The sequence below is a fragment of the Paenibacillus sp. LS-5 genome (genome assembly GCF_056121505.1).
The window spans coordinates 282,217-307,687 of record NZ_JBWAVA010000004.1 but is presented as its reverse complement, the minus strand read 5'-3'; the positions used below and the strand labels follow the sequence as shown (position 1 = coordinate 307,687).

The window sequence follows — 25,471 nt, the reverse complement described above, 5'->3', positions numbered from 1 at the left end:
ATGGTAATTTCTAAAGAAAACTAAGCAAAAATACCCACACTGCCGATATAACTTATAGCGAACGCTTACATGGGTCTTCTAAACTAATTGGCAGGTGATTATGATGGTTGCTCCTAAACAGGAGAGTAATGGCGAAATGCAGAAAGAGAAAAAGATGAAATTCACAAAAAAGAATAAGCCTAACAAAAAATTGCCGTCGACCGTCCAGAAATCTGAGACAAATCAGACGGATGCAGGACAGGAAACAACCAAAGAACCGGTGTCAATCAAAAAACGTATAGGCTCCGATCTTACGGTTAAAGGAATGCTGCATACTACGATACGTCAGGCCAAGAGAGTTAATCCTAATAAGTCCGTTGGGGTCAAACTGTTCTTGATCTTTTTGTCGTCAATTGTAGTAGTTGTATTGGCTCTAGGACTGTTGTCCTACAATAAAGCTAAGAACACTATTAAGGATAACGTGTCAGAAGCTAACCGCCAGACGATTATCCAGACCTCGGAGAAGCTTGATATTACACTCAAGCAATATGAGAATCTTGCTATGCAGCTCTTTTTTGATCCACAAATGCAGATTAATCTGCGGGATCTCATGGCTGCAGAGAACAGTTATGACAAGTTTGTGGCAACGGATGCCATCAGTAAAAAGCTATCCAGCCAGACGACTACGGACTCTAATATTGTTGCGATTACACTGATTCCGACTTCCACGGACTTTGATATTGTTTCAAGCGGAAGCTCCGGCGTGAAGCTGGATAATATCAGAGATCAGGAATGGTTCAAAACAGGGGTTGCTAATACGGAGAGTTACAAAAGCTATTATACCGCAGAGGAAAAAGCGGCCCAGAACTATTGGTTCCCTACTTCTGTAACAGGAGGAAACGGGAAGAATATTGCGATGTTCCGATCGCTTAAAAACCTTGGAGCCAATTCGGGATATGTGATTTTGCTTGAACTCAAGAATACACTGCTTGAAGAAGCATTCAAGAGCGTTACACTCGGAGACGGCTCGCGGATTCAGCTCGTTGCACCGGATGGAACGGTAGTGGCTTCTTCCAATGCTGAAGAGGATGGTAAGGTATCGGAGCTTAAATTTATTAAAGAGAGCAAGACCAACAGTAAGAGTCAGGAAGCTACGGATGCAAAAGGCGAAGATGTTTTGGCTGTCTACAAACCTATGGTCAAAGCGGACTGGAAGCTGACAGGTATTGTCCCTACCGGTGAACTGGTGAAGGCAGCTACTCCAATCCTGTTCACAACCTTTGCAGCCGCAGCGGCAGCAGCGGTACTCGCTGTTCTGGTGGGTATTGCAATGGTACGGATGATTGCCCGGCCGCTGGCCCGTTTGAAGGATCTTATGGTCGAAGGTGCAAAGGGTGACCTGAGCGTACGCACCGAATATGTATCCAAGGATGAAATCGGTGAATTGTCTGCGTCCTTTAATATGATGATGGGACGGATTACCGAACTTGTAGCCCAGACAACGGACACTGCCCGTGAAGTGCTGGAGACTGCCGGTGAGCTTGGGGATGCCTCCCGCAAGACGGCGATTTCCGCGAAGGAAATCGCGGCAGCTACTGAAGAGATTGCCGGTGGTGCAGGAAGTCTGGCCCAAGAAGCTGAGCGCGGCAATGAGCTTACGGATCTGATTGGAACTCAAATGCAGAACGTCATCGCAGCTAACGCCGAGATGGATGAAGCCGCCCGCGGAGTGGGAGAAGCCAGTGGCCTAGGTGCTAAGCAGCTGGAAGAGCTGCTGACGCAGACCAGCCGCACCGGAGAGATGACTACTGCACTGGTAGACCGGGTCAACAATCTGAAAGAAACAGTATTCTCGGTCATCAAGGTACTGGATGTAATGAAGAATATCACCCAGCAGACGAACATCCTGTCACTCAATGCCACGATCGAGGCAGCAAGAGCAGGTGAAGCGGGGCGCGGATTTATGGTTGTTGCTGATGAGGTCCGGCAGTTGGCCGACCAATCCAAGCAGTCCATTGCTGTCGTAGCTGGTATTACGGATAAGATTATTACCGAGATGAATGAGACAGTAGCAGTATTGTCTGAGGTTGCGCCGCTCTTTAAACAGCAGATGAGTTCGGTGAAGAGCACCAGCGATATCTTCGTATCCGTTCAAGGGCAAATGGGAGACTTTATTTCTAGTCTGGAGTCGGTTACCGGAGCCATTGACAGCCTGAATCATTCCCAGGGCGTCTTGTCGGATGCCATGGGCAATGTAAGTGCAGTGGCACAGCAATCCTCAGCCACTTCGGAAGAGGTTGCTTCCCTAAGTAATGAACAGCAGAATGTCAGCGATCAGCTCGTTGCACTGTCCGGCAAACTGGAAAGTGTCTCCACCCAGCTGAAAGACAAGCTTTCCTTGTTTACGATTAAATAGAGAATTATAAGTTCGCCATGCTAGTAAAACAAGCATCCCGCGGAGCCATCCATTGGCAGCGGGATGTTTTTTTTTTTGCACGATATTCATAGTTTGGGAATGTAAATTCCTTGTACATCACGGAACTAACAAGTATAATTATTTTGTTAGGTAACTGTTATTTTTTCTTAAAATGTTAGGAAAAGCTGGAATAAGGAGAAGGGCCGTATGAACGTAAAACGCAGTCACACCTGGTGGTCCTTTGTGGGGGACATGAGCATGGAACGCAAGCTGCTCCTGGTCTTCCTGATTATTATCACTCTTCCCCTTTCTTTCATCAGTGTAATCAGCTTCAAGAGCTACTCGGAATCGATTCAGGCGAACACCGTTGCCTATTCAGAGAAGCTGATTGACCAGATGATGGACTCCATTGATGACTACATAGAGGATATGAAACGGATTTCTTCCATGCCTGCCTATGTAAACGATATCAAGCAGAATTTGATCCGTTCGAACCGGTATTATGAACAAAAACAGATGATGGTAAGCAAAGGGAACGGCACACAGGTTGCTCCCGGTGACTACGATCTGCTGCTGTCGATTCAGCGGGGGGTTGAAGGGAATATCTCCTTCATTAACAATATTAAACGGGGAACCAATTCGGTATATATTTTTGACGGCTACGGCAATGGATATTATTCTGCCAAGGATGGCGGTGTCCGTCTGGATCTGAAGCAAAGCTACAAGTTTTGGAGCGATCAGGCCAAGGACTCTAGCGGTGAAGCGCTGCTCTTTGGTACCCAAGCCTATACCAGCAATCTGCAGAGTACCCGTTATGCATTTACTGTAGTCCGCAAAATTGTCGACGGGCTGTGGAATCCGATTGGACTGATTGCAGTCGAAGCCAACATCAGCAATCTGGAAAATCAGGTGGCCGAGCTGGATACCGTAACTCATGGCAAATCCATCATTGTCGATGAGGACGGCAAAGTGATTTTTGACAGCGACCAGAGATTGTTGACGACTGATATTTCCCATACGAGCCTGTTTCGTCAGGCTTCTGGCAATGCCGGGAGTTTCTATGACACCGTATCAGGCAAGGAACGGCTTAATATTTATTCAAGCTCCTCCAAGACTAACTGGAAGGTTATCATTTCAATTCCTGTGGATGAGCTGACACGCGGGGTGAAATTGACCCGTAATGCTACCTTTGCCGCTACTCTTATAATTATTGTGTTGGCGCTGATTATTTCGATTATCCTCTCATTTGCCTTGACCAAACCGCTGACCCAAATGATCCAGCTGATGAAAAAGGTGCAGAACGGCGATCTGGATGTGACCTTCCGTGTTAAACGCCGGGATGAGATTGGCCTGCTGGGCCATCAATTCAACCGTATGCTGGCCCGTATCCGGCAGCTGATTCAGGATATATACCGGATTGAGGAACAGAAGAAAGAGGCTGAGCTGCAAGCGCTACAGAGTCAGATCAACCCCCATTTTATATACAATACGCTGGAATCCATCCGTATGACTGCAGAGATCAATGATGATGTAGAGGCCGCGGATATGATCTCCATTCTAGGCAAGCTCCTGCGCTATAGCACCAGTGAGTTGTCCGGAATAACGACTATGAAGCAAGAACTGCTGTATGTCCGCAATTATGTCGAACTGCTGGGCTGCCGTTATCCCGGCAGGTTCGTATTGCAGATTGATGTTCCTGGGACGCTGGACAATTACTCCATGATTAAGCTGGTTTTTCAGCCGATTATTGAGAATGCCGCTTACCATGGATTGGATGATACCAAAGCTCAAATGCATCTGAGCATTAAGTGTGAAGTTACAGAGCAGAAGCTTTTGTTCCATATCCGGGATGACGGCTGCGGGATGGAGCAGTCCACACTCGATAAGCTGAATGACAGCCTGAAGCATGAAATGCCTCCGAAAAAAAGCATCAATGGGGGCATCGGGATGAAAAATGTTCATCAGCGGATTCAGCTTCATTATGGAGCGGCCTATGGTATTGAGGTCTTTAGTGAGCCGGGAGAAGGGACGGATGTGATTTTATCACTGCCGCTACTGAGCCCGTTAGGTCAGGAAATGAAGGGAAGAGAATAGAGGAGGAGTCCGCTTGAAACGGATGAAATTACGTTGGCCTATGCATATCATCCTGTTGTTGTTTCTGCTGTCTGCCGGCTGTGAAGGCCGGGGCAATCCGCAGGTTGTGCCTTCAACATCTCCGGCGGGAAGCGAGAGTCCGTCTGAATTGTCCGGTACGATCGTAATGCTGACGAACCGGATCGATCTGATTGAGAATGGGACGTTCAAAGGTTACGCCGATAAGTTCAAAAAGAAATATCCGGAGGCCAAGGTGGAATTTGAGGGTTTGTCCAATTATGCCACGGACATTCTGGTCCGTCTGTCCACTAAGGACGCGGGCGATGTGCTGCTGCTTCCCGTGAATCTGCCGGCGAAAGAGCTGGGACTTTTTTTTGAACCGCTAACCGCGGAATTGGCTGCACAGGAGAAGTTCACAACCTTCGCCACGTATGATGGCAAAAGATACGGGTTATCTACCGGGACCACTACGAGCGGGATTGTCTACAATAAGCAGGCTTTTATAAAGGCAGGGATTGAGAAGGTACCGCAAACGCTTGATGAATTCTATGCAGCCAGCGCCAAGCTGAAGCAGGCAGGCATTATCCCGCTATACATGAATTATGGTGCCGTCTGGCCGTTGCGGGATTGGGGCGACAACCTGGTTAATTATATGTCAGGCAATCCTGATTACTTGAACAATATGGTGCACGAGAACAATCCTTGGAAGATCGGGAATGAATGGGGGCGGGCGCTTGAGATTTCCAGGACCCTGCTGGCCAAAGGATATGTGGAGGATCAGCTTTTCTCGAACAACTGGGAGATCTCTAAGACCATGCTGGCCAAAGGGGAAGCAGGTATGTATTTTCAGGGCAACTGGACGATCCGCCAGATTATAGATGCCGGAGCGAAGACTGAGGATATTGGGTTTTTCCCGTTCCCTTATGATAATCAACCGGTTCACAATGCCCTGCTGAATCCCGATTGGTTCATAGGAGTCAGCAAATACAGCGATAACAAGGAACTTGCAATGGCCTGGGTGAAGTTTTTTGTACAAGAAACATCCTATACGACCAACTCGGGATTTCTGCCCGCTAATAGCTCGGAGGAGCCCTCCATGCCGCAATACAGTGAGTTTCTCTCCTATCATCCCAAGTTGATTGAGGCAACTGTACAATCTGACGCCTTTATTGACATGTCGAACCGGGCGAAGCTGTCCTTTTGGTCAGGAGATTATATGCAGGAGTTAATTGCAGCACCGGATTTACAGAAGGCTTTTGATGAACTCAATAAGAAATGGAAAGAAGCACGGGCAGGCCAGCAGGCTTCTCCCGGGCCGCAGGCAGCAGCTGTGCAATCAAGATAATCTGGAGGAATTTCCTATGGCAAAAAAAGTGACCATGCAAAAAATCGCCGATCACCTCGGTGTATCCAAGTTCGTAGTCTCCAAATCGCTCTCGGGCAAAGGCGGCGTTAATGAGACCACCCGGGAGCGGGTTATTCAAGCCGCGTCTCAGCTGGGGTATTTTACCCAGAAGAATGCTTATGTGCAAAATGTGAAACGTCCGTCTCCGGCATCCGGCAATGAGCGGGGCAAGCAATCTGTGCTCGTACTGATGCCGAATATCCGGGCGCAGACCCAGGATTCCCTCTATTGGGGGAAAATCATCGATGGTATCGCGCTGGCTCTTGATCAGGAAGGGCTAGGCATGGTTATTGTCTCGGAGCACCGCGCCGATAACTTCATCAACATTCTTAATCCGAACGGTCTGCTCGGTCTGGTGGGGGTAGGGCAGATTTCCACTTCACTTCTGCTTGAGGTGCACCGCATCGGCCTACCGATGGTGCTTATTGATCATGAAGACCCGCTTATTCCCAGCGATACCGTATTCGCCAACAACATTGATTCCATGACGCGTCTTAGCAACCATCTGATGGGCATTGGACATACGCTGTTTCATTTTGTCGGCAATATCCGGTATTCCCGGAGCTTCCGTGACCGCTGGATCGGCGTCCGCAGTGCCCTTGAAGAGAATGATATGAGAACACCAGCCGGTGACGACGAGATGCTGCTGTTGGAGGGTATGGATGACGGCTCGTTCCGTGATGAATTCAAGCTCTGGATGACGAAACGCAAAAAAGCCAAAACCCTGCCGACCGCTCTTATCTGTGCCAACGACTTCACGGCACTGACCGTCTGTGATGTGCTGAGGGAAGACGGGATGGCAATCCCGGGTGACATTTCAGTCACGGGTTTTGATAATATCGAGGATGCTCTTCGCGGTGTTCCACCACTGACAACGGTGCATGTGCCAAAGGAAGCTATGGGCCGGGCCGCAGTAGAGAAGCTGCTAAGCCGTATCCATAACCCTTCAGCTCCTCTGGAGAAAATTCTGATCTCCGCCGATATTGTCCACCGGGATTCGGTGGCGGGACCTCGGGAGTAGGAGGCGTTCAGTGTTCATAGACCCTACAATGCATAAGGATTGGATTGTGCCGCATTCGTTCCAGTGGTATGCCGGGCTGGGTAGTCTCACTGGGAGATACGCTTATCCCTGGAATTCGACGATTATGGGACCGGATGCGGAGCAGATGTTTGCACAGGAGGTGGCCGGACTGGTTCCGGGCAAAAAAGTGCTCGATGTCGGTTGCGGCCATGGCGATTTTACGATCAAGTGGAGCCCTGTGGTGCAGCACATCGTCGGGCTTGATGTCACTGCCGATTTCATACATACCGCGAGCAGTACTGCCCTTTCCAATGTGTCCTTTGTTACGGCTAACACCAAACATAGGCTCCCTTTTGAGCAGGATGAGTTCGATTGTGCATATAACCGTAAAGGGCCCACATCCGCATACCCTGAACTCGCCAGAATTATTAGAAAAGGGGGACAGATCATCGCTCTCCACCCCGGCGACCGGTTGTCTCCTGAATTGTCATTGCTGTTTCCCGGGCTGTTTGGCTCACGGCAGGAAGGCACTCCAGTGCTGGACAAGATCAAGCAGCAGCTTGATACAAGCGGATTTTCTGCGTCTGAAATCGAGACGGTCGTCAGTACACAGTATCTGCATGAGCCGATAGATATCGTACGCCTTCGCTGCTTCGGACAAACGTCTGCAGTCCATGAAATGGTTATGGAGAGCAGTCTGCCTGAGATCAGTCGGATCTTCGCTCACCATCAGACTGCCCAAGGCCTGCCGACTACGGTAGAACATTATATTGTTAGGGCTAAGGTATAGAATGGTTGATGGCTGAGGACATCTGCTCAAGGATATGATTCTTGCGAACTATTCTTTAAAATCAAAGGCGGCCCCAGTGGATATCACTAAGGCCGCCTTTAATTCTGCTTACTCTCTATAAAAGAACTTGAGAAGGTACATTAAGGGTGAAGTAACGGAGGGGAAGTTTGGAACTGAAGGAGCAACAGCGACCGCCTGAGAGCTTTCCGTAGGAAAGCTGGCATCGGAAGCATAAGCTGTCTGCGGATTTCAACCGTGATACACGGTAAATAATCAAGAAATCTGCGGACAACAGCGGCCGGAAGTCCAAACATTCCCCGCAGTTACGTTTAACACCCGGAATTGCTAAGCTTCAAGGTTCATATTAAGATTCCGGTCAATCATCGCAATCCGCTGCTGCACGCATGCATAAGAGCGGAGCGGGTCTTCAGGTGTATTCAGTACATAATCCAGCATTTGGTCAACCGTAGTAGTAGCTACGTGGATGCGGGTATCGGAGGATGCGTAATAAATGTAGATGTCCCCGTTATCCCGTGCGATCACGCCATTGCAGAATACAACGTTGGATACATCGCCAACGCGCTCTTCACCATCAGGAGCGATGAAATGTCCGCCTGGTGCATGCGTAACTTTATTAGGCTCTTCCAGATCGGATAGGAAGGCATACAGCACGTAGCGCAGTCCTGCGGCGGTGTTGCGGACACCGTGGGCAATATGCAGCCAGCCGCGTGGTGTTTTGATTGGCGCTGGGCCTTGGCCGTTCTTCACTTCTTTGATGGTGTGGTAATAACGCTGATCCATAATGGATTCACTCGTAATTACTGCATTCTCGATAGTCTCCGACAATCCCCAGCCAATACCGCCGCCTGAACCTGCGTCGATGAATCCATCCTGCGGACGGGTGTAAAAGGCATATTTGCCATCCACAAATTCCGGGTGCAATACTACATTGCGTTGCTGTGCGGAGCCGGTCTTCAGGTCAGCAAGACGTTCCCAGGTCTTCAGATCCTTAGTCCGGGTAATTCCGCATTGGGCAACGGCGCTGGACAGATCGCCATGAGGGGCATCGGGGTCTTTGCGTTCGGTGCAGAACAAGCCGTAAATCCATCCGTCCGCATGCTTCACGAGACGCATGTCATAGACATTGATGTCCGGATCTTCCGTTTCAGGCAGCACCACGGGGTGATCCCAGAAGCGGAAGCCGTCCACGCCGCTGTCACTCTCGGCTACAGCGAAGAAGGATTTGCGGTCATTGCCTTCGACACGGGCAACGATATAGAACTTCCCGTTCAGCTCAATGGCTCCTGGGTTGAAGATACCATTAACTCCGATTCTTTCTGCAAAATAGGGGTTGGTCTCCGGATTGAAGTCGTAGCGCCAGATCAGCGGTGCGTGTTCAGCAGTGAGCAAAGGATACTTGTAGCGGTCATAAGTACCGTTACCATAGGGAACCTTTTCATTTTTGCGGCCAATCAGGACCTCATAACGCTCCGTGAGCTTCTGTTTGCGTTCTTGAAAGTTTGTGTTCATTATTTTGTCTCCTTTAGAGTAGATGTCAAGCTAAGCCGTTCAATCATCTCAAAACAGGCTCTGCTGTTATGATAAGGACATTTCCAGGCACTGACCTTGGGTGCGTGTGGCAGAGGCTGCAGCGCTTCGTCAATCCCCCAATACCATTCGCCAAGTTGGTGGTCAACCAAATATTTGTCAGTGAAAGCCCAAGCGTTCTCGGCAGCTTGCAGGAACCGTGGATCCCCAGTCAGTTGATATGCATTATAAAAGCCCACAATGGCTTCAGCCTGCGGCCACCAGTCTCTGGACTCCTCAGACTTATCAATAAATCCGTTCTTGTCTGCTTCATTCCAGATTCCGCCATCCTCGGCAATGCCCTCGGCAAGCACGGCATCGGCCATAGAAATGGCCACCTTGCGCACGCGCTGAATCAGCTCTTCATCTCCCAGCACCTCTGCGGCTTCGACCAGCAGCCAACTGCCTTCGATGTCATGGCCAAATGATATGCTCTCGGATTTCACATGCCACTCTTCGTCCAGGAACAGGTGGAAATGCTTGCCGTCCGCATCGATGATATGCTCAAGCATAGTTTCAATCAGTTCGGTCAGCTTGAGCTTCAGCTCTTCCGATTTCCATACCCGGTACAGGCCGGTATAGCCTTCCAGCACATGCAGATGGGTATTCATGGACTTTTTCTCGTTCATATCCTTCGAGCTGAGACTGAGATTATCTGTCATTTGCCATTCACGGGACAATGCTTCAATGTAGCCTTTATAAATAGGATCATAGCCGTATTTCTCTACGATATGGAACAGATCAATCGCCTGCTGCAGCGCATCAGCGCGCCCTGTGGCATGATGAAATTCAGCAAGTGCGTATATGGCAAAAGAATGGCCATAGATTTGCTTTTTCGGCTGGGAGGGTACTCCATATGCATCCACCATCCAGAACAAACCGCCGTATTCCTGATCCAAGAAATGCCGGTTCAAATAGTCGAAGGCACGTTCAGCCATCTTTAAATACTCAGCTGTGCCATAGAAGCGGTAAGCGCTCGCAAACGTCCATAGAATCCGCGCATTGAGCACAAGACTTTTCTCGGCACCTTCAATCACATTCATCTGGTTGTCGATCTCTCCGACAAAGCCGCCATTCGCTTCATCCAGGGTGTGCTCCATCCAGAAGCGTAAAATATTGTCCTTCAGTTCATCCTCCAGCTCTTTCAGCCATACTTGAGTTGAATTATTCATCGGTTGTTCACTCCTTAATCGCAGTAGTCTTGGAACCGTAGTACTTCTTAATGACATCTGCTGCAGATTTCCCGTACATGCAGTAGTCATCGTTCTCTGCTGCGGCGTCCAGTGGATACAGTCGTGCCGGCCAATCCCAGAGCATAAAGCCCTGTACCCATTCTCGGCGCTCGCAGCTGCGGAACATGGCCTCATAGAAGCGCTTTTGTTCCTCCTCGCTCGGTTCGCCCTTCAGCGACCAGTCGTTTGGAATCGCGGCACTTCCGGTGCGGCTGGGGCAGCCTGCTTCCATGAAGAAGAAGGGCTTGCCATATCGCTTCACCACCGCCTCAATCCGGTCCAGCTGTGCTTCCCAGTCTAGCTCGGGGTAATAGCCGCTGGAAGATATCACATCCAGGGCATCCCACCAGGTCACATTGTCCTCTTGATATTTGTCGCAATTATAGGTAAGAACTCCGCTGTACACTGTGCGTACTTCTGCAATCAAGGCTCGCCACTCTGCGGCCCGTCTGTCAGACATCACGAGCTCGCAGCCGATGCAGAACATCTCGCAACCGCTTTCTTCTGCGATCGCGGCAAAATGCATAATAAAGGCAGTATAAGAGCTGAACCATTCCGACCATTTGGGCTCGCAGGGAACATCCCTGTCAAAAAAATTGATGTGCGCGCGCCAAGTACCGTCTGCACAATTCACAATCGGTTTCAGGCATACCTTCAGACCAAGCGACTTTGCCTTGTGGATCGCCCATAGAACCTCATCGTCAGTAACTGTGGGTTTCTCCCAATAAGGAATTTCCGTAGATTGCGGAGTGGCTTGAATCGCACTGAAAGCGATGGCTGTCCAGTTCGCTCCGGTGACCGATTTCATAAGCTCCATTGAAGCTTCAGCCTCTTGATTTGCCCAGGTCCCGCGCCTGCCCATGAAACCCCAGGTAACGCCTCCGACATATTCATTCTGCAGTGACATCTCAGCTACCTCGCTTTGTCAGAATAGTAGGAATAAAGGGAACGAAACATTTAAGTATTTTGTTATATTGTTATTGTAAATTTGTTATTAAATAATAACAATAATACAATTCAGTTATAACCCTTTTCGGTTATGATTTCAAGGGTAAAATGGGCAAAGTAAACTTAAGACTATAAAAGTACATTTGAGCACATATGCGAAGTGATAAATGAGGCTTATAATTGATAATGATACCGCAATCATTTGTGGCAGCAACGAACTGGAGGCGATTGGTGGTGATCAGGGTCATGATTGCGGACGATGAGGAAGTAATTCGCCGTGGGCTTGAGAAGATTACTTCCAGAATGGATTTGGAAGTTGAAGTTATCGGTTCCCATGGTAACGGGCTGGAGGCGTGGAATCAGATCCGGGAGCTTAGCCAGGAGGATATAGACCTTCTAATTACAGACATTAAGATGCCTAGAATGGATGGTTTCAAGCTGATCGAAGAGGTTAGAGGGCATCTGAAGCATCTCCCTATAGCGGTATTAAGCGGGTTCAGTGAATTCGAATATGCCCGTCGGGCCATGCGGCACGGAGTGCTTGATTATTTGCTTAAGCCTATTGAGAAAACACAGCTATACGATTTGCTGAAAAGTGTGGAAGAGAACAAGAAAATTCATTCTATAGAAGCAGAACTGAAGGGTGCACCTCCTCTGGCCCCCGAGGGTGGGGAACATTATGTGGTTGAACAGACCAAAAGCATTCTGGAGAAGGAATACGGTCATAACTTTGAACTGGAGCGACTGGCAGAGACCGTGGGGATGAACGCGAGCTATATCAGCCGGTTGTTCAAATACAAGACAGGTCAGACCATAACAGATTACCTGATAGGCATCCGTATCGCCAAGGCCAAGGAGCTGCTGCTCGGTCAGCCTGATTTGAAAAACTACGAAATTGCCGAAAAGGTTGGTTACAGTGATCCGGTTTATTTCAACAAGCTATTCAAAAAAATGTGCGGCATGACGCCAAAGGATTATAAGAGCCGCTGCAGATAATAAATAAATAGTTTCATATGAAGGCAGACTCCGTGTAATGAGGGGTTTGCCTTTTTATATATAGATAGATAACAAATAGGAAATATAAAAAACAAAAATAACAAATTGAAGACCAGAAAAAGCAATTGAAACCATCGTTTTGCGGTTGGAAACGATTTATAATGTGTTTGTAAGCGATAACATCACCACTTTTCATACGAAATAGAGGATCAGTAGATTTTTCTGGAATATAATCGTTGATTTGTGATGAATGTTGTTAGTGTTTAGTTATTATTAGTTTTAAGGTTCGAAATGAAGAGAGGGGTCAAAAGACAATGAAGACAACCAAAGCAGTTACTAGTCTGGCAGCATTGACACTAATGGCGGGTTTGTTCGCAGGCTGTTCATCGAACAACAATAATACGGATAATGCCGCAGCAACCAATGCAGGCAACACCGGAACCAATACTGAGGCAACAGCATCTCCAGAAGGTGACGCAGCCAAGGATATCAAAGGAGATATCACGGTAATCACGCAAAGAACGGATATTGTTGATACCGTATTCAAAGACTATGCAGCCAAATTTAATGAGAAGTATCCGAATGTCAAAGTAAACTTCGAAGCACTGTCCAGCTATGAAGATCAGATTAAGATCCGCATGAGCACAAATGATTACGGCGATGTTCTGCTGCTGCCTACAAGTGTCGCTATTAAAGACCTGCCGGACTTTTTTGAACCGCTGGGTAAAATGTCCGATCTGGAGAAGCAATATACCGGGCTGGAAGAACGTACTGTTGACGGTATTTCTTACGGTATTCCGATTACGGTTAACTTCTCCGGTGTCATCTACAACAAACAAGTATTCAAGGATGCCGGAATTACTGAGGTTCCAAGAACCTTTGACCAGTTCTCTGCTGCGCTGAAGAGTATCAAGGACAAGACGGATGCAGTTCCTCTCTACACGAACTATGCTGCCGGTTGGACTCTGACCCAGTGGGAAGCGGATCTGGCTACCGTAGCCGGCGATCGTGATTATGTGAATATCGGCCAAGTGGCATCGGATGATAACTTCGTTCAAGGCCAGCCGCACTACGACTTGTACAAAGTTATGTATGACGCTGCCAAGAATGGTCTGATTGAAGAAGATCCTACGACTACAGACTGGGAATCTTCCAAGGCTGACCTGGCTAACGGTAAAATCGGTACTATGATGCTTGGATCTTGGGCTATCGGCCAGATCAAAGGGCTGGCAACCAACCCTGACGATGTAGGCTTCATGCCTTTCCCGACCAACGCAGACAAGATTCTGGTTCCGCTCTCAGATGACTACAATCTGGGTATCAGCATTCACAGTAAAAACAAAGAGGCAGCTAGAGCCTGGGTAGACTGGTTCATCAACGAATCCGGCTATCCTACCACTGAAGGTGGCGGTATGAGCCCAGTTAAAGGTGCTGAGCTTCCGGAAATCCTGAAACAATTTGATGGCACTGATGTAACCTTTGATACGCTTGCCCCTGCAAAAGCCGGTGAAGAGGGCTGGGTTGATGCCATCGACAAAGAAGCTGAAATCGGCCTCTGGCAGCCTGACTTCAAGAAAGTGATTATCGAAGCGGCAATTGGCAACAGAAAAGATTCCTATGATGACATTATGAAAGACCTGAATGATAAATGGAAAGCTGCAAGAGCCAAAGTAACGGCAACTAAGTAAGTATGGTATTAGCGCAGCAGTGAAGAAAGATTGCAGAGAACGGGGAGATGCCCTAGCGGCATTTTCCCCTTCACTTTTGCGAGTATGGAGAAGGATTTGGAGTGATAAGCAGTCTTCTTAGGAGGTGTGGAGAGATTGTCCAACTTAAGTTATAAAAATCAGCGGATATTGATCATATTTTTATTCTCACTAGTACCGGTAGTTCTGTTGCTGACGTTCTCATATTTGCCTGTATTCAAAATGTTCCAATACAGCTTCACAAGCTGGAATGGTCTAAGCAAAGACATGGAGTATATCGGCTTTGATAACTACAAGACGATTTTTACCAAACCGGAGTATTTTGCCGTGTTCAAAGTAAGCTTGTATTATTTCTTTGCCACCTTCGTCCAAATGGGGCTGGCGCTGTATTTTGCCACAATCCTAAGCTTTAATGTCCGGATGAAGAACTGGTTCAAAGGAATCCTGTTCTTTCCGACACTCTTGAATGGTGTAGCCATTGGATTTATTTTTCTGTTTTTCTTCAAGCCGGAAGGCACCCTGAATACCATCCTTGATCTCGTTGGACTTGGAGCCTGGCAGCAGAAGTGGCTGCTGAATCCCCATCTGATCAATATCTCCCTCGCCTTTGCATCGGTATGGAGATACATGGGGATGAACTTTATTATCTTCCTTGGAGCGATTTCCTCCATCGGCAGTGATATTTATGAAGCATCGGAAATTGACGGGGCCAACCGCTGGCACCAGTTCCGGCACATTATTATTCCAAGCATCAAACGTATTCTGCAGCTCAATCTGATCCTCGCGGTAAGCGGAGCGATCGGTGTATTCGAAATTCCGTATGTCATGACCGGCGGTTCCAATGGCAGCGGCACATTTGTCATCCAGACCGTCGATGTGGCCTTCAAATACAGTAAGCTGGGTCTTGCTTCGGCCATGGCCGTAGTGCTCCTGGGTATTGTTGTTCTTGTCACCATTCTGCAGCGTGTTCTGATTAAGGAGGAGAAGTAAGAACTATGCATACTCTAAAATACAACGTAGCCTCTTTCTTCAAATACCTCACTTTGATTTTGGGAGCGCTGATGGCCCTGATTCCGATCGCCGTCGTCTTTTTTGCTTCATTAAAAACGAATAAAGAATATGCGTCAACAGGTCCGCTGACCCTGCCGGAAAACTGGCTGAATTTCGCCAACTATACCAAAGCTTTTGTGGACGGGAATATGCTCCTGGGCTTCTTGAATACTCTTATTATAGTAGTCATATCTATTGCCGGTGCTACACTTACCGGTTCGATGATGGCATACATTCTGGCGCGGTTCCGGTTCAGAGGCAGCAAGCTGCTGATGGGTGCTTTTCTGCTCGCAACGCTGATTCCCGGAGTTACGACTCAAGTAGCCACCTTCCAGATCATCAACTCGCTGGATTTATTCAACACCCGCTGGGCACCTATTCTGATGTACCTGGGTACGGATATTATCGCCGTCTATATATTCATGCAATTCCTGGACTCTATTTCCGAATCACTCGATGAGTCTGCAATGCTGGACGGAGCCTCGTACTGGACGATTTACTGGAGAATTATTCTTCCGCTGCTGAGCCCGGCCATTGTAACTGTGATTATTGTAAAGGGCGTGAACATCTACAATGACTTCTACACTCCTTTCCTTTATATGCCAAAAAGCAGCCTGCAGGTGGTATCCACCGCGCTGTTCAAATTCAAAGGCCCGTATGGTTCACAGTGGGAGGTTATCTGCGCCGCCATTATGATCGCTATTATTCCTACCCTGATCGCTTTCATAGCTTTGCAGAAGTATATTTACAACGGTTTTGCCCAAGGGTCGGTAAAATAAAGCCTGTACAGGCTATTGGAGGGAATTTACATTATGAAAGAAGTTAAATTGATTGCAAGTCAGAATATTCCGAATATACCCTGGCAGGACAGACCGGCTGGCAATGACAATCCGGTATGGAGACACAGCGATAACCCGGTGATCAAACGCAATCCTGCTAAAGGGGTAGCCCGTATTTTCAACAGTGCGGTTATTGCCTATGAAGGAAGTTTTCTGGGCGTATTCCGTGTAGAAGACAACACCACCCGCCCTCATCTGCGTATGGGCCACAGTGTAGACGGGCTGGATTGGAAAATCGATGATGCTCCGATTCAATTTACCGACGAAGCAGGCAATCCGTATATGCCTCGTTATGCCTATGATCCCCGTCTCGTTAAGGTCGAAGACACTTATTACATCATCTGGTGCACAGATTTCTACGGAGCTGCGATCGGCGTGGCCAAAACCCAGGATTTCAAGACCTTCACCAGCCTGGAAAATCCGTTCCTGCCGTTCAACCGCAATGGCGTGCTGTTCCCTAAAAAAATCAACGGCAACTTCGTGATGCTGTCCCGTCCGAGCGACAGCGGCCATACACCTTTTGGTGATGTATTCCTTAGCGAAAGCCCTGACTTTGTATATTGGGGCAAACACCGCCATGTCATGACCAAAGGCGGACAGGGCTGGTGGCAGAGCACCAAAATCGGCGGCGGCCCAGCACCGATCGAGACTTCAGAAGGCTGGCTGATGTTCTATCACGGCGTGACCGGAACCTGCAACGGTCTCGTATACAGCATGGGTGCTGTTATCTTGGACAAGGATGAGCCATCCAAGGTCAAATACCGCTCCAAGAACTTCGTGCTTACACCGGAAGAATGGTACGAAGAAAGAGGTTTCGTGAACAACGTGCTCTTCCCTTGCGCCACCCTGAATGATGCTGAAACCGGCCGTATTGCCATTTACTATGGCGCAGCTGACACCTATGTAGGTGTTGCCTATACCACAGTTGAAGAAATCGTCAACTATGTGATCGACACCCATGAGGAAGTCGGCGACGATGCTGGTTTGGGCAAGATCTAAACATTGCCTTTGCAGCTACGCCTTTGCAGCCAGTGGCGGCCACCTCCGTGGCCGCCACGTTGCTGCACGATCTTAAAAACCCATGCTTAATGGGTTTTTCATTTTGTTTTGATCTAAGGTTTAGGTCTTAAAGTTTTGCTCTTAAAGTTTTGCTTTTAAAGGTTAAATCCGACTTATTGGATTTAACTTGTTCTTGCAAACCCTGTGGTGGAGAGGGGGAGTGGGGAGTAACGGAGGGGAATGTTGAGTGGAGAAGCGGAGCGTTCGCCTGAAAGCTTTCCGAAGGAAAGCTCGCTTCGAAAGCATATGCAGTTCCCGGATTTCTACCGCCTAGCGGTACAAATCAGGAAATCCGGGAACAACAGCGATCGGAACCAACATTCCCCGCAGTTACGCCGTACACTCCCCACGCCCCTCCACTCACTTTTTGCCAACACAATTCAATCCAACCCTAAGGAGGATTTCTTATGACATCCGAAAGATCCCTGCCCCAACTAAAAGCCTATGAAGGCTCCAGCCCGAAGCCTGCTGATTTCGATTCATTCTGGGATCGTGCCCTGGCTGACCTCGATGCCCAGACTCTGGATTATGAACTGGTGCCTGCGGAATTCACCAGTGAGCTAGCGGAGTGTTTTCATCTGTATTTTACCGGAGTAGGCGGTGCCAAAGTGCACTGCAAATATGTGAGACCCAAAAAGACGGAGCAGGCGAAAGGGCCTGGTGTGGTTATGTTCCACGGCTATTCTTGCGATAGCGGTGATTGGATGGAGAAGGTCACCTATGCGGCGCATGGCATCAGTGTACTTGCTATGGATTGCCGCGGACAGGGCGGCTTGTCCGAAGACAACCTTACGGTTCAGGGTACAACAATCCGCGGCCACATCATCCGTGGGATCGATGATCCGAATCCGGACAAGCTGTATTACCGGAACGTATTTCTGGATACCGCTCAATCGGCACGGATTCTGATGAATATGCCGGAAGTAGACCCGGAGCGGGTGGGCGCATTCGGCCTGTCCCAAGGCGGCGGGCTTACCGTAGCCTGTGCTGCCCTTGAACCGAGGATTAAGCTGGCCGTGCCGGTCTATCCATTCCTTTCCGATTACAAACGGGCATGGGAGCTGGATATTACAACTTCCGCTTATGAGGAAATTAATTATTATTTCCGCTTTTTTGATCCGCATCATGAGCGGGAGGAAGAGGTTTTTAACCGTCTCGGATACATCGACATTCAGAATCTGGCAGACCGGATCCGTGCTAAAGTGCTATGGGTAACCGGACTGGTGGATACAATCTGTCCACCTTCGACACAATTTGCCGCATACAATAAAATCACAGCAGCAAAAGATCTATTAGTATATCATGAATACGGTCATGAGTATCTTCCATATCTTTCTGATCGGACGTTACAGACCTTCATGACCTTGTAACGGGAAACCGTACAAGAATATTGTAGATCTGGCGGTGATTTTTGTGGTTAAACCAGCAGCAGGCAGTAAAGGATTTCTAACTCGGCTGCGCCCCTCCAAGTCGCTAGGGGTGCGGCTCTTTCTCGTGTTTTTCATTGCGACGATGGGGATTGTATTATCTCTGGGGTACATCTCGTACTCTGTTGCCAAACAAACCATTGAGAACAATGCTTTGACGTCCAATCAACAGACCGTCGAGCAAACCGCTGAGAAGCTGGATGTCATCATGATGCGTTTTGAAGACAGCCTGAGTCAGCTTTTTTACAGTAGGGATATTCAGGATGCAGTTAACCAGGGGATTGCGACCGTTGACAGCAAGGAAGGACTGCAGAATCAGGCGGAACAGATCAATAGTGAATTGAACCGTTGGATGAATTCCGTCACTGGAGTACAGGCCGTGTATCTGATCCCTTTGAATGAGAAACTTCCAGTGTCCGCGGCGGGAACTAAGGATGAGGCTTTTATGGATGGGATCCGGAAAGCTTCCTGGTTCAAGCAGCTGAAGGAGAAGCCGCAGAGTTTGTGGATTACGGAAGGGCTGAAGAAGGGGAATACTTCGGGTGTGTTTCATTTAGCCAAATCCATCGCTGATGATTCAGGGGCAGCGGGATATATGGCTGTTGCCGATATCAATACAGGAGAATTGGACAAGCATCTGAAGAAGGTTAACCTGGGAATGGATTCTTACATCCAATTACTTACAAGCAAAGACGAACTGATAGCCTCTTCCCAGGAACAGGCAGATTCATATCTTCGCTTGGGAGGCACCTTGTTCAAGGGATTGACTGAAACCTCGGGGTCTTTGCCAACCAAAGACGAAAAAGGCAAATCGATTCTGGCGGTCTATGGCACCCTGCAGAGCTCGGGCTGGAGAGTACTTGGTGTTGTGCCTTCAGAGAATCTGGTTAAGGATGCAGGCCGCATTCTGAGCACGACTTATATTGCAGTTGCAGCCGCTGCGCTCATTGCGATTCTGATCGGCTTGTGGATGGTCAGAATGGTATCCCGTCCACTCTCCAGACTGAGGGATCTGATGTTCAAGGGAGCGGAAGGGGACCTGCGGGTACGAACGGTAGTGGCTTCCCGCGATGAAATCGGTCAGCTATCCGGTTCCTTTAATGTGATGATGGAGCGGATTACTGAGCTGGTAGTGCATACCAACGAGACGGCACGTGAGGTTATGGAAACGGCGGATGCGCTGGGCAGTGCTTCGCGAAAGACAGCTGCATCGGCCAAAGATATTGCTACGGCGATGGAAGAGATTGCCGGAGGAGCTGGAAGCCTTGCGCTGGAAGCAGACCGCGGCAATGAGATGACGGCGCAGATATCCGGGCGGATGGATGTGGTAATAGCTGCGGCACACGAGATGGAGAGCACTGCACATGATGTGGGACATTCCAGTCAGGAAGGTGTCGGGAAGCTGCAGGAGCTGCTTACCAAAACACAGATGACAGGCGATATGACGGATAAGCTTGTCATGAAGGTCAATGAACTGAAGGATACCGCTTCCTCGGTGATCCAAGTTCTGGATGTCATGCAGAGCATTACACAGCAGACCAACATTCTGTCGCTGAACGCTTCAATAGAAGCCGCGCGTGCTGGTGAAGCAGGTAAAGGATTCACGGTGGTGGCTGACGAAATCCGCCAGCTGTCTGAACAGTCCAAGCGCTCCATTGCCATGGTGGCTGATATTACTGACAAAATCATGTCGGATATGAATGAGACAGTAGCAGCACTGTCGGAGGTCGCACCTCTTTTCGGGGAGCAGACCATTTCAGTCCGGAACACGAGTGATATCTTTGTGACCGTTCAGGGTCAGATGAATCACTTCATTACACGGCTGGAATCCGTGGGAGCATCCATTGACGGGTTGAATCAATCCCAGCACGTGCTGTCGGATACGATAAGCAATGTCAGCTCTTTTGCAGAGCAATCCTCTGCAGCCTCCCAGGAAGTAGCTTCCCTAAGCGGGGAGCAGCAAAGTGTTAGCGATTATCTGGTGGACCTCTCCGGCAGACTGGAACACTCCTCGAATATGCTAAAAGAAAGACTCTCAAAGTTCAACGTATAATCTCTGAATACTTCAACCCAAAGACGCCTCTTTCCAAACGGAAAGAGGCGTCTTTGGGCATCATTCATACGTTCCGCTTGATCATTATAAGCAGATGATACTGGAGTCTTAGCTGGAGCGATCTGCCGCTTCAGGTAATAAATCCGTCAGGTGGGCATAATAGAATCTAAGATACTTTTAGTGAGTCAACAAACATCAGGAGGAATGGTTTTGTACAAGCTTGGTCCTAAACGTATGATTTGGAGTTCAATCATCCTGTGTGCACTGGTAGGGATGCTGATTCTGAGGCTTGCATGGGTCCAACTGCTGTTGAAGGACCGTAAGGTTCCGGGGGCAGAATACTCTATGGCTCAAATGGCGGCAATTCAGAGTGAGCGGGAGATGGTGCTGGACAGCGGCCGTGGCCGTTTGTATGACCGCAACGGCCAGCCGCTGGCGGGTGAAACGGTGTGGACCGCGGCTTTTTTTCCGCAGGAGGAAGCTAAAGCTGCTGAGAACAGTGTAGCCGGTAAGAAGCAGCTCCAGCGTCTTGCCACTGTGCTTGGTGTGACCTATGAGCAGCTTCAGGCAAAGCGTAAGGGACTGAAAGAACCGCTGCTCTGGCCTTCCGGCAGCGGGAAAAATCCACTTGAGCTTACCCCAGGGCAAGCTCAAGCGGTGGATTCTCTTGCCATCGACGGTGTGCGGGCACTTCCCTTTGTCCGCCGATATGAAGGGGAAGAGTCAGGGCGCCAGTGGCTGGGGTACATGTCAGAGGCTACGGAAGCCCAGATGGAGCAATCCACAACAGGTTTAAGAATTCCAATGACGGGAACCGACGGGCTGGAGAAGACACTGGAACCGCTGCTGCAGGGGGTGGGTCATACCGAAGTATATGCCCAGGTGGATGCCCGCGGGAACCGTCTTCCGGGTAACCCTCTTCGGGTGAGGGCACCTGGAAATCCGTATTATCCGTTATCCTTATATACAACGATTGATAAGCAGCTCCAGGAAGGTATTGAGCAGTTGGTTATGAAATCTGGAATTAAGGCGGGTGCAGTAGTTGTACTGGATACGAATAACGGGGATATTGAGGCCATGGTATCATTCCCCTTCTATAATCCGGGACGCATCTCGCCCGAGGGCGGAGAGTGGAACAACCGGGCGCTCCAGGCAGCAGTGCCTGGCTCGATCTTCAAGATAGTCACCGCTGCTGCAGCACTGGAAGCCGGAGTGACCTCTCCTGAAGAGAGGTTCCATTGCTCTGGACATTACGGAAAGTACGGACTGGCCTGCCGAAAGGGCAATGGACACGGCTCGCTTACCATGGCAGAGGGATTCGCCGTGTCTTGTAATACAGTATTTGCTTCCCTGGCTGAGCGGCTGAACGGGGTGCAAATGGAGTCCGCAGCCCTTGCACTGGGGCTGGGCAGGGATATCAGCTGGCAAGCGGAGAATACGCTTGGCCTTCCCCTGCTCCGTCCGTTGTCCGGGGAGCAGCCGGGAACCATATTCAGCACCCTGCTGACGGATGATGGCGGGGCCAGAGTGCAGACAGCAATCGGCCAGCGTGATGTCCGGGTTACACCGCTGCAGGCAGCCAACCTGCTAGTCACGCTGCTGCATGGAGGCGAAGTCCGGGCACCACGCATTCTGCAGCGGGTGGTCTTTGCTAATGGACAGACCCTCCAGGAGCTGCCCACGCATTTGTCTCCTGCTCCGCAGGGCAGGATCTCTCCGTCTACAGCCCATGTGCTCCTCTCCCTGATGCGCAAGGTTGTAACAGAGGGAACGGGAAAAAGCCTGCTGGGCACGAAATGGCCCGTAGCAGGCAAGTCAGGGACGGCACAGACATCGGTGAAGGGATTATCCCGCAATAACCAATGGTTCATTGGGTATGGGCCGGTCGGCCATCCCAGATATGCTGTATCCGCTATGATAGAGGATGTGGCACCGGGGAGTCCGCATGCCGCCACCACACTGTTCGGTCAGGTATTTGAGCTGTTGTCAGAATCTGAGGGAGCCTGAGCCCCTCCCGCTTCACCTGAGACCGCAGCTCCTCCCGGTGTCGAAGGCTCACCGGTCGCAGCAAACGGTGAGACGATAAACTCTTCTTGCGGCAGGAAGATCCAGCGCTGGAGATAACCCTGCTGGAGCAGCTCCTTGAGCAGAATAAGCAGAATCGGCGAGAGAATCAGGCCGGCGAACCCGAAGAGAGAGCTGGACAGAATTACAAATGATAGCATGAGGAATGCCGAGGATACACCGATGGAATTGCCTGTAATCTTGGGCTCCAGCAGCTGCCGCACAATCAGCACTACCGCGAGCAGCACAAGCAGGCCGATGGCAAGCGTGGTATTCCCGATAATGAACAGATATACAATCCAGGGAATCAGAATCGTCGACACGCCGAGCAGCGGCAGCACATCGAACACGGCACAGACCAGTGCCATGGTGATTTCATTTCCGCTTCGCAGAATGAAGAGTCCGATAAGCACAATAGCGAAGGTAATGCTGATCAGAATCAGTTGAGCCTTGAGATAAGAGCCGATCGCTTTGAAGACATTTCCCTGCAAAAAGGCGAAAGCGGTCTTGAACGTCTTCGGCATTTTATCATGCGCAACTTTGCGCCAGTCTTTAATCTCCATGCTCAGGAAAAACGCCAAAATAATTGCAATGCCGAAATTGGCCATAAATGATGAGAACGAGCCAAGGACGCCGATCATATACTTTAGAAAGATGACCAGCCAGCCTGAAAGCACATTGGTCGCTTCTTTGAAATAACCGTTAATTTTGTCCGTAAGATCCGGCGGTAACGCATCCACTTTATGCTGTAAATAGGTAGTTGTCTCAGCAAACTGCTGCTGGACTATGTATGTATACCGGGGCAGATCATCCTGGAACTGGAGCGCTTGCATCGTAATGAGAAGTCCAGCACCGAATAAAACGCCAAGCAGGACAATCAGGAAGAGGATCACCGAGATGGCGGAGGCGAACGGTTTGGCCATTCCCCGGCGGTTTAGGAAACGGGCCAGCGGCTCGATCAGCAGGAATACAAAAAAGGATAAGAACACAGGGGCGGCCAAACGGTAAAGCATACTGAAAGCAAGCATTACAAGATACACGGTCAGCACGACTAAACCGACATCGAAGAAGGTGCGCCAATATTTTTTGTACAGGGGCAGCATAGGTATAAACGACTCCTTTTTAGATATATTTACAAATTTGGCTTGAATTCATTGTACACGATTTTAACAAAAAAGCGTCTATTTCTTTGATACCTGTGTTAAAATAGGGGGTAACGTTTTTTTGTGGGACTCTGCCTACTTAAAAACCGCGAGACATACATCACCTACTTGGCCGTATCACAGAATCTGCTTGCAGACGTATAGGCGAGCCAAAGTCAACTCTGGAAAAGCGGGGAATTTATATGCAGACTTTGCTGCTCTGGTTATTCTACATTTCATCCTTCTATGCATTTATCCCTGGTATGATCAGCCGGATATTTGGATATCGTGTCTTTCGAAAAGGGACCGGTCGCAGCGAATTCGCCCTTACCTTTGATGATGGTCCGGATGCGCAGTATACTCCGATTTTGCTTGATTTACTGAAGCGTTACGGGGCTAAAGCCACCTTTTTTGTAGTGGGTTCACATGCGGAGCAGAACCCGGAGATCATCAAGCGCATGCACGAGGAAGGGCATCTGATCGGGATTCACAATTATGTGCACAAGACTAACTGGCTGATGCGTCCACATACCGTGAAACGCCAAATCCAGCTCACCGACGAAATTATTTACAATATTACGGGTGAACGGAGTACATACTACCGTCCGCCCTGGGGAATCGTCAATTTGTTTGATTTCTCCAAGCGCCGCCAGGTGCAGATCGTACTGTGGTCTGCCATGTTCGGTGATTGGAAAGAGAAGCTTGGCGCGGACCGGTTGACGGAGAAGCTGATCAGCAAGCTGAATCCGGGGGAGGTCATGCTGCTGCATGACTGCGGCACCACACTGGGTGCGGACCCCAAAGCACCTGAACATATGCTGATTGCTCTGGAACGGATGCTTCAGGAGGCGGAGCGGCGCGGACTGCGCAGTATACGGATTGACGAGATGATCAAGAGGGGGCAGAGCTCTCCCATTCAGCAGCTTTCTTTTGGCAAAAGACTGATTGTCGGCCTGTGGCTGGCCTGGGAACAGCTTTTCCAGCTAATGTTCCGGCTGAAGACCATCTCTCCGGCAGATCCATTCCTGCATTACCGTATACGCAAATATCAGGGTGGACCTGTGCAGATGGAAGGCGGGGAACTCCTAAGTAAAGGCGACAAGGTGATAGAGCTGCATATCGACAACAAGCAGTTGTTCGAGCTGGGTGTACATTCCCGTTCCTCGGCTCAGCTGGCGATCCGTATGATCCGCCGTATGGAGAAGGATCTGCCGGTGCTTGCGCAGCGAATTGCTGCGGATGTAGACCTGGCCGAAGCAAAAGCGCTGTATGGTGTCAGTATGATTAATCGCGGGCCGGAGAAATTCGGGTTCATGGTGCTGGATCTGCCAAACGGCTGGTTTGCCCGGTCAACCAAATTCTACCTGAGTATTCTCCTGAGTGTCATCCATCCTGCAGGCGGCGCCAGACTCAAGGAACGGAGCGAGGTACTGGTTCCCAAAATGATGCTGATGCCTATCTCCCAACTGCTGGACCAGATGAATCAGCAGCGTCCGCAGAAACAAGTGAAGCCGCGTGAGCGGGTAAGGGAAGAAGACTTGAGCCTGGAAGCCGAGCTTCCGGCGGCTACGGTTGTGCACTAACAATAGTGAAATGGAATCATACAGACTCCTGTGACTGATATAGTCACGGGAGTTTTTTTGATTATGTATGAGATTTCATG

Annotated in this window: 18 protein-coding genes; 14 read left to right on the top strand and 4 right to left on the bottom strand. The window is 49.4% G+C overall.

Annotation, left to right across the window (positions count from 1 at the left end):
• The first annotated feature begins 136 nt into the window (after window positions 1-136).
• The 5 genes from AC0MA3_RS08920 to AC0MA3_RS08900 all read left to right on the top strand — a co-directional run bounded on the left by AC0MA3_RS08920 (window position 137) and on the right by AC0MA3_RS08900 (window position 7,705).
• The gene (locus AC0MA3_RS08920) at window positions 137-2,395 is read left to right on the top strand and encodes a methyl-accepting chemotaxis protein (protein ID WP_474655904.1); all 2,259 of its coding nucleotides are present in this window, start codon (window positions 137-139) and stop codon (window positions 2,393-2,395) included.
• Between the two features lie 207 nt (window positions 2,396-2,602).
• Window positions 2,603-4,489, top strand: a complete 1,887-nt coding sequence (locus tag AC0MA3_RS08915) for a sensor histidine kinase (protein WP_474655903.1) — start codon at window positions 2,603-2,605, stop codon at window positions 4,487-4,489.
• A 22-nt stretch (window positions 4,490-4,511) separates the two neighbouring features.
• The gene (locus AC0MA3_RS08910; RefSeq protein ID WP_474655993.1) at window positions 4,512-5,834 is read left to right on the top strand and encodes an ABC transporter substrate-binding protein; all 1,323 of its coding nucleotides are present in this window, start codon (window positions 4,512-4,514) and stop codon (window positions 5,832-5,834) included.
• A gap of 16 nt (window positions 5,835-5,850) precedes the next feature.
• Complete coding sequence (locus AC0MA3_RS08905) at window positions 5,851-6,915, top strand: LacI family DNA-binding transcriptional regulator (RefSeq protein WP_379160257.1); 1,065 nt, start codon at window positions 5,851-5,853, stop codon at window positions 6,913-6,915.
• A 10-nt stretch (window positions 6,916-6,925) separates the two neighbouring features.
• A complete protein-coding gene (locus tag AC0MA3_RS08900) occupies window positions 6,926-7,705 on the top strand; it encodes a class I SAM-dependent methyltransferase (protein WP_474655902.1) in 780 nt (259 codons plus the stop codon).
• Between the two features lie 345 nt (window positions 7,706-8,050).
• On the opposite strand, the gene AC0MA3_RS08895 is transcribed toward AC0MA3_RS08900, so the two are convergent.
• Genes AC0MA3_RS08895 through AC0MA3_RS08885 form a run of 3 tightly spaced genes read right to left on the bottom strand, consistent with a single transcriptional unit; the run spans window position 8,051 to window position 11,431 of the window.
• Window positions 8,051-9,235 (bottom strand): glycoside hydrolase family 130 protein, encoded by a 1,185-nt coding sequence (locus AC0MA3_RS08895; RefSeq protein WP_474655901.1) that lies wholly within the window; start codon window positions 9,233-9,235, stop codon window positions 8,051-8,053.
• Window positions 9,235-10,464, bottom strand: coding sequence for an AGE family epimerase/isomerase (locus AC0MA3_RS08890; RefSeq protein ID WP_474655900.1), 1,230 nt, complete (start codon window positions 10,462-10,464; stop codon window positions 9,235-9,237). Before AC0MA3_RS08890 ends, AC0MA3_RS08895 begins: the two co-directional genes overlap by 1 nt.
• Window positions 10,465-10,471: 7 nt before the next feature.
• Window positions 10,472-11,431, bottom strand: coding sequence for a glycoside hydrolase family 113 (locus tag AC0MA3_RS08885; protein WP_474655899.1), 960 nt, complete (start codon window positions 11,429-11,431; stop codon window positions 10,472-10,474).
• Window positions 11,432-11,658: 227 nt separating this feature from the next.
• Here AC0MA3_RS08885 and AC0MA3_RS08880 point away from each other — a divergent pair, with 227 nt between their 5' ends.
• From AC0MA3_RS08880 to AC0MA3_RS08845, 8 genes are all read left to right on the top strand, one after another.
• On the top strand, window positions 11,659-12,468 hold the full coding sequence (locus AC0MA3_RS08880; RefSeq protein ID WP_379160275.1) for a response regulator transcription factor: 810 nt from the start codon (window positions 11,659-11,661) through the stop codon (window positions 12,466-12,468).
• Window positions 12,469-12,782: 314 nt separating this feature from the next.
• Window positions 12,783-14,156: an ABC transporter substrate-binding protein gene (locus AC0MA3_RS08875; RefSeq protein ID WP_474655898.1), complete on the top strand. Its 1,374-nt coding sequence runs from the start codon at window positions 12,783-12,785 to the stop codon at window positions 14,154-14,156.
• Window positions 14,157-14,282: 126 nt separating this feature from the next.
• The gene (locus tag AC0MA3_RS08870; protein WP_379160281.1) at window positions 14,283-15,164 is read left to right on the top strand and encodes a carbohydrate ABC transporter permease; all 882 of its coding nucleotides are present in this window, start codon (window positions 14,283-14,285) and stop codon (window positions 15,162-15,164) included.
• Window positions 15,165-15,169: 5 nt separating this feature from the next.
• A complete protein-coding gene (locus AC0MA3_RS08865) occupies window positions 15,170-16,003 on the top strand; it encodes a carbohydrate ABC transporter permease (protein WP_474655897.1) in 834 nt (277 codons plus the stop codon).
• Window positions 16,004-16,036: 33 nt separating this feature from the next.
• Window positions 16,037-17,062: a glycoside hydrolase family 130 protein gene (locus tag AC0MA3_RS08860; RefSeq protein ID WP_474655896.1), complete on the top strand. Its 1,026-nt coding sequence runs from the start codon at window positions 16,037-16,039 to the stop codon at window positions 17,060-17,062.
• 467 nt (window positions 17,063-17,529) lie between these two features.
• Entirely contained in the window at window positions 17,530-18,492 is a 963-nt protein-coding gene (locus tag AC0MA3_RS08855; RefSeq protein ID WP_379160291.1) for an acetylxylan esterase, read from the top strand.
• Window positions 18,493-18,535: 43 nt separating this feature from the next.
• Entirely contained in the window at window positions 18,536-20,602 is a 2,067-nt protein-coding gene (locus tag AC0MA3_RS08850) for a methyl-accepting chemotaxis protein (RefSeq protein ID WP_474655895.1), read from the top strand.
• A gap of 210 nt (window positions 20,603-20,812) precedes the next feature.
• A complete protein-coding gene (locus AC0MA3_RS08845; RefSeq protein WP_474655894.1) occupies window positions 20,813-22,609 on the top strand; it encodes a peptidoglycan D,D-transpeptidase FtsI family protein in 1,797 nt (598 codons plus the stop codon).
• Here the strand turns inward: AC0MA3_RS08845 and AC0MA3_RS08840 are convergent.
• Window positions 22,570-23,769, bottom strand: coding sequence for an AI-2E family transporter (locus tag AC0MA3_RS08840; protein ID WP_474655893.1), 1,200 nt, complete (start codon window positions 23,767-23,769; stop codon window positions 22,570-22,572). The two genes, AC0MA3_RS08845 and AC0MA3_RS08840, sit on opposite strands and share 40 nt — an antisense overlap.
• 242 nt (window positions 23,770-24,011) lie before the next feature.
• Between AC0MA3_RS08840 and AC0MA3_RS08835 the strand changes: the two genes are divergently transcribed.
• A complete protein-coding gene (locus AC0MA3_RS08835; RefSeq protein WP_379160308.1) occupies window positions 24,012-25,391 on the top strand; it encodes a polysaccharide deacetylase family protein in 1,380 nt (459 codons plus the stop codon).
• The last annotated feature ends 80 nt before the right edge of the window (window positions 25,392-25,471 follow it).

What these genes read in the sequence shown, in the direction of transcription:
- AC0MA3_RS08920 (WP_474655904.1), top strand. Translation starts at nt 137, where the DNA reads ATGCAGAAAGAGAAAAAGATGAAATTCACAAAAAAGAATAAGCCTAAC.
- AC0MA3_RS08915 (WP_474655903.1), top strand. Translation starts at nt 2,603, where the DNA reads ATGAACGTAAAACGCAGTCACACCTGGTGGTCCTTTGTGGGGGACATG.
- AC0MA3_RS08910 (WP_474655993.1), top strand. Translation starts at nt 4,512, where the DNA reads ATGAAATTACGTTGGCCTATGCATATCATCCTGTTGTTGTTTCTGCTG.
- AC0MA3_RS08905 (WP_379160257.1), top strand. Translation starts at nt 5,851, where the DNA reads ATGGCAAAAAAAGTGACCATGCAAAAAATCGCCGATCACCTCGGTGTA.
- AC0MA3_RS08895 (WP_474655901.1), bottom strand. Translation starts at nt 9,235, where the DNA reads ATGAACACAAACTTTCAAGAACGCAAACAGAAGCTCACGGAGCGTTAT.
- AC0MA3_RS08890 (WP_474655900.1), bottom strand. Translation starts at nt 10,464, where the DNA reads ATGAATAATTCAACTCAAGTATGGCTGAAAGAGCTGGAGGATGAACTG.
- AC0MA3_RS08885 (WP_474655899.1), bottom strand. Translation starts at nt 11,431, where the DNA reads ATGTCACTGCAGAATGAATATGTCGGAGGCGTTACCTGGGGTTTCATG.
- AC0MA3_RS08880 (WP_379160275.1), top strand. Translation starts at nt 11,659, where the DNA reads ATGATACCGCAATCATTTGTGGCAGCAACGAACTGGAGGCGATTGGTG.
- AC0MA3_RS08875 (WP_474655898.1), top strand. Translation starts at nt 12,783, where the DNA reads ATGAAGACAACCAAAGCAGTTACTAGTCTGGCAGCATTGACACTAATG.
- AC0MA3_RS08865 (WP_474655897.1), top strand. Translation starts at nt 15,170, where the DNA reads ATGCATACTCTAAAATACAACGTAGCCTCTTTCTTCAAATACCTCACT.
- AC0MA3_RS08860 (WP_474655896.1), top strand. Translation starts at nt 16,037, where the DNA reads ATGAAAGAAGTTAAATTGATTGCAAGTCAGAATATTCCGAATATACCC.
- AC0MA3_RS08855 (WP_379160291.1), top strand. Translation starts at nt 17,530, where the DNA reads ATGACATCCGAAAGATCCCTGCCCCAACTAAAAGCCTATGAAGGCTCC.
- AC0MA3_RS08840 (WP_474655893.1), bottom strand. Translation starts at nt 23,769, where the DNA reads ATGCTGCCCCTGTACAAAAAATATTGGCGCACCTTCTTCGATGTCGGT.
- AC0MA3_RS08835 (WP_379160308.1), top strand. Translation starts at nt 24,012, where the DNA reads ATGCAGACTTTGCTGCTCTGGTTATTCTACATTTCATCCTTCTATGCA.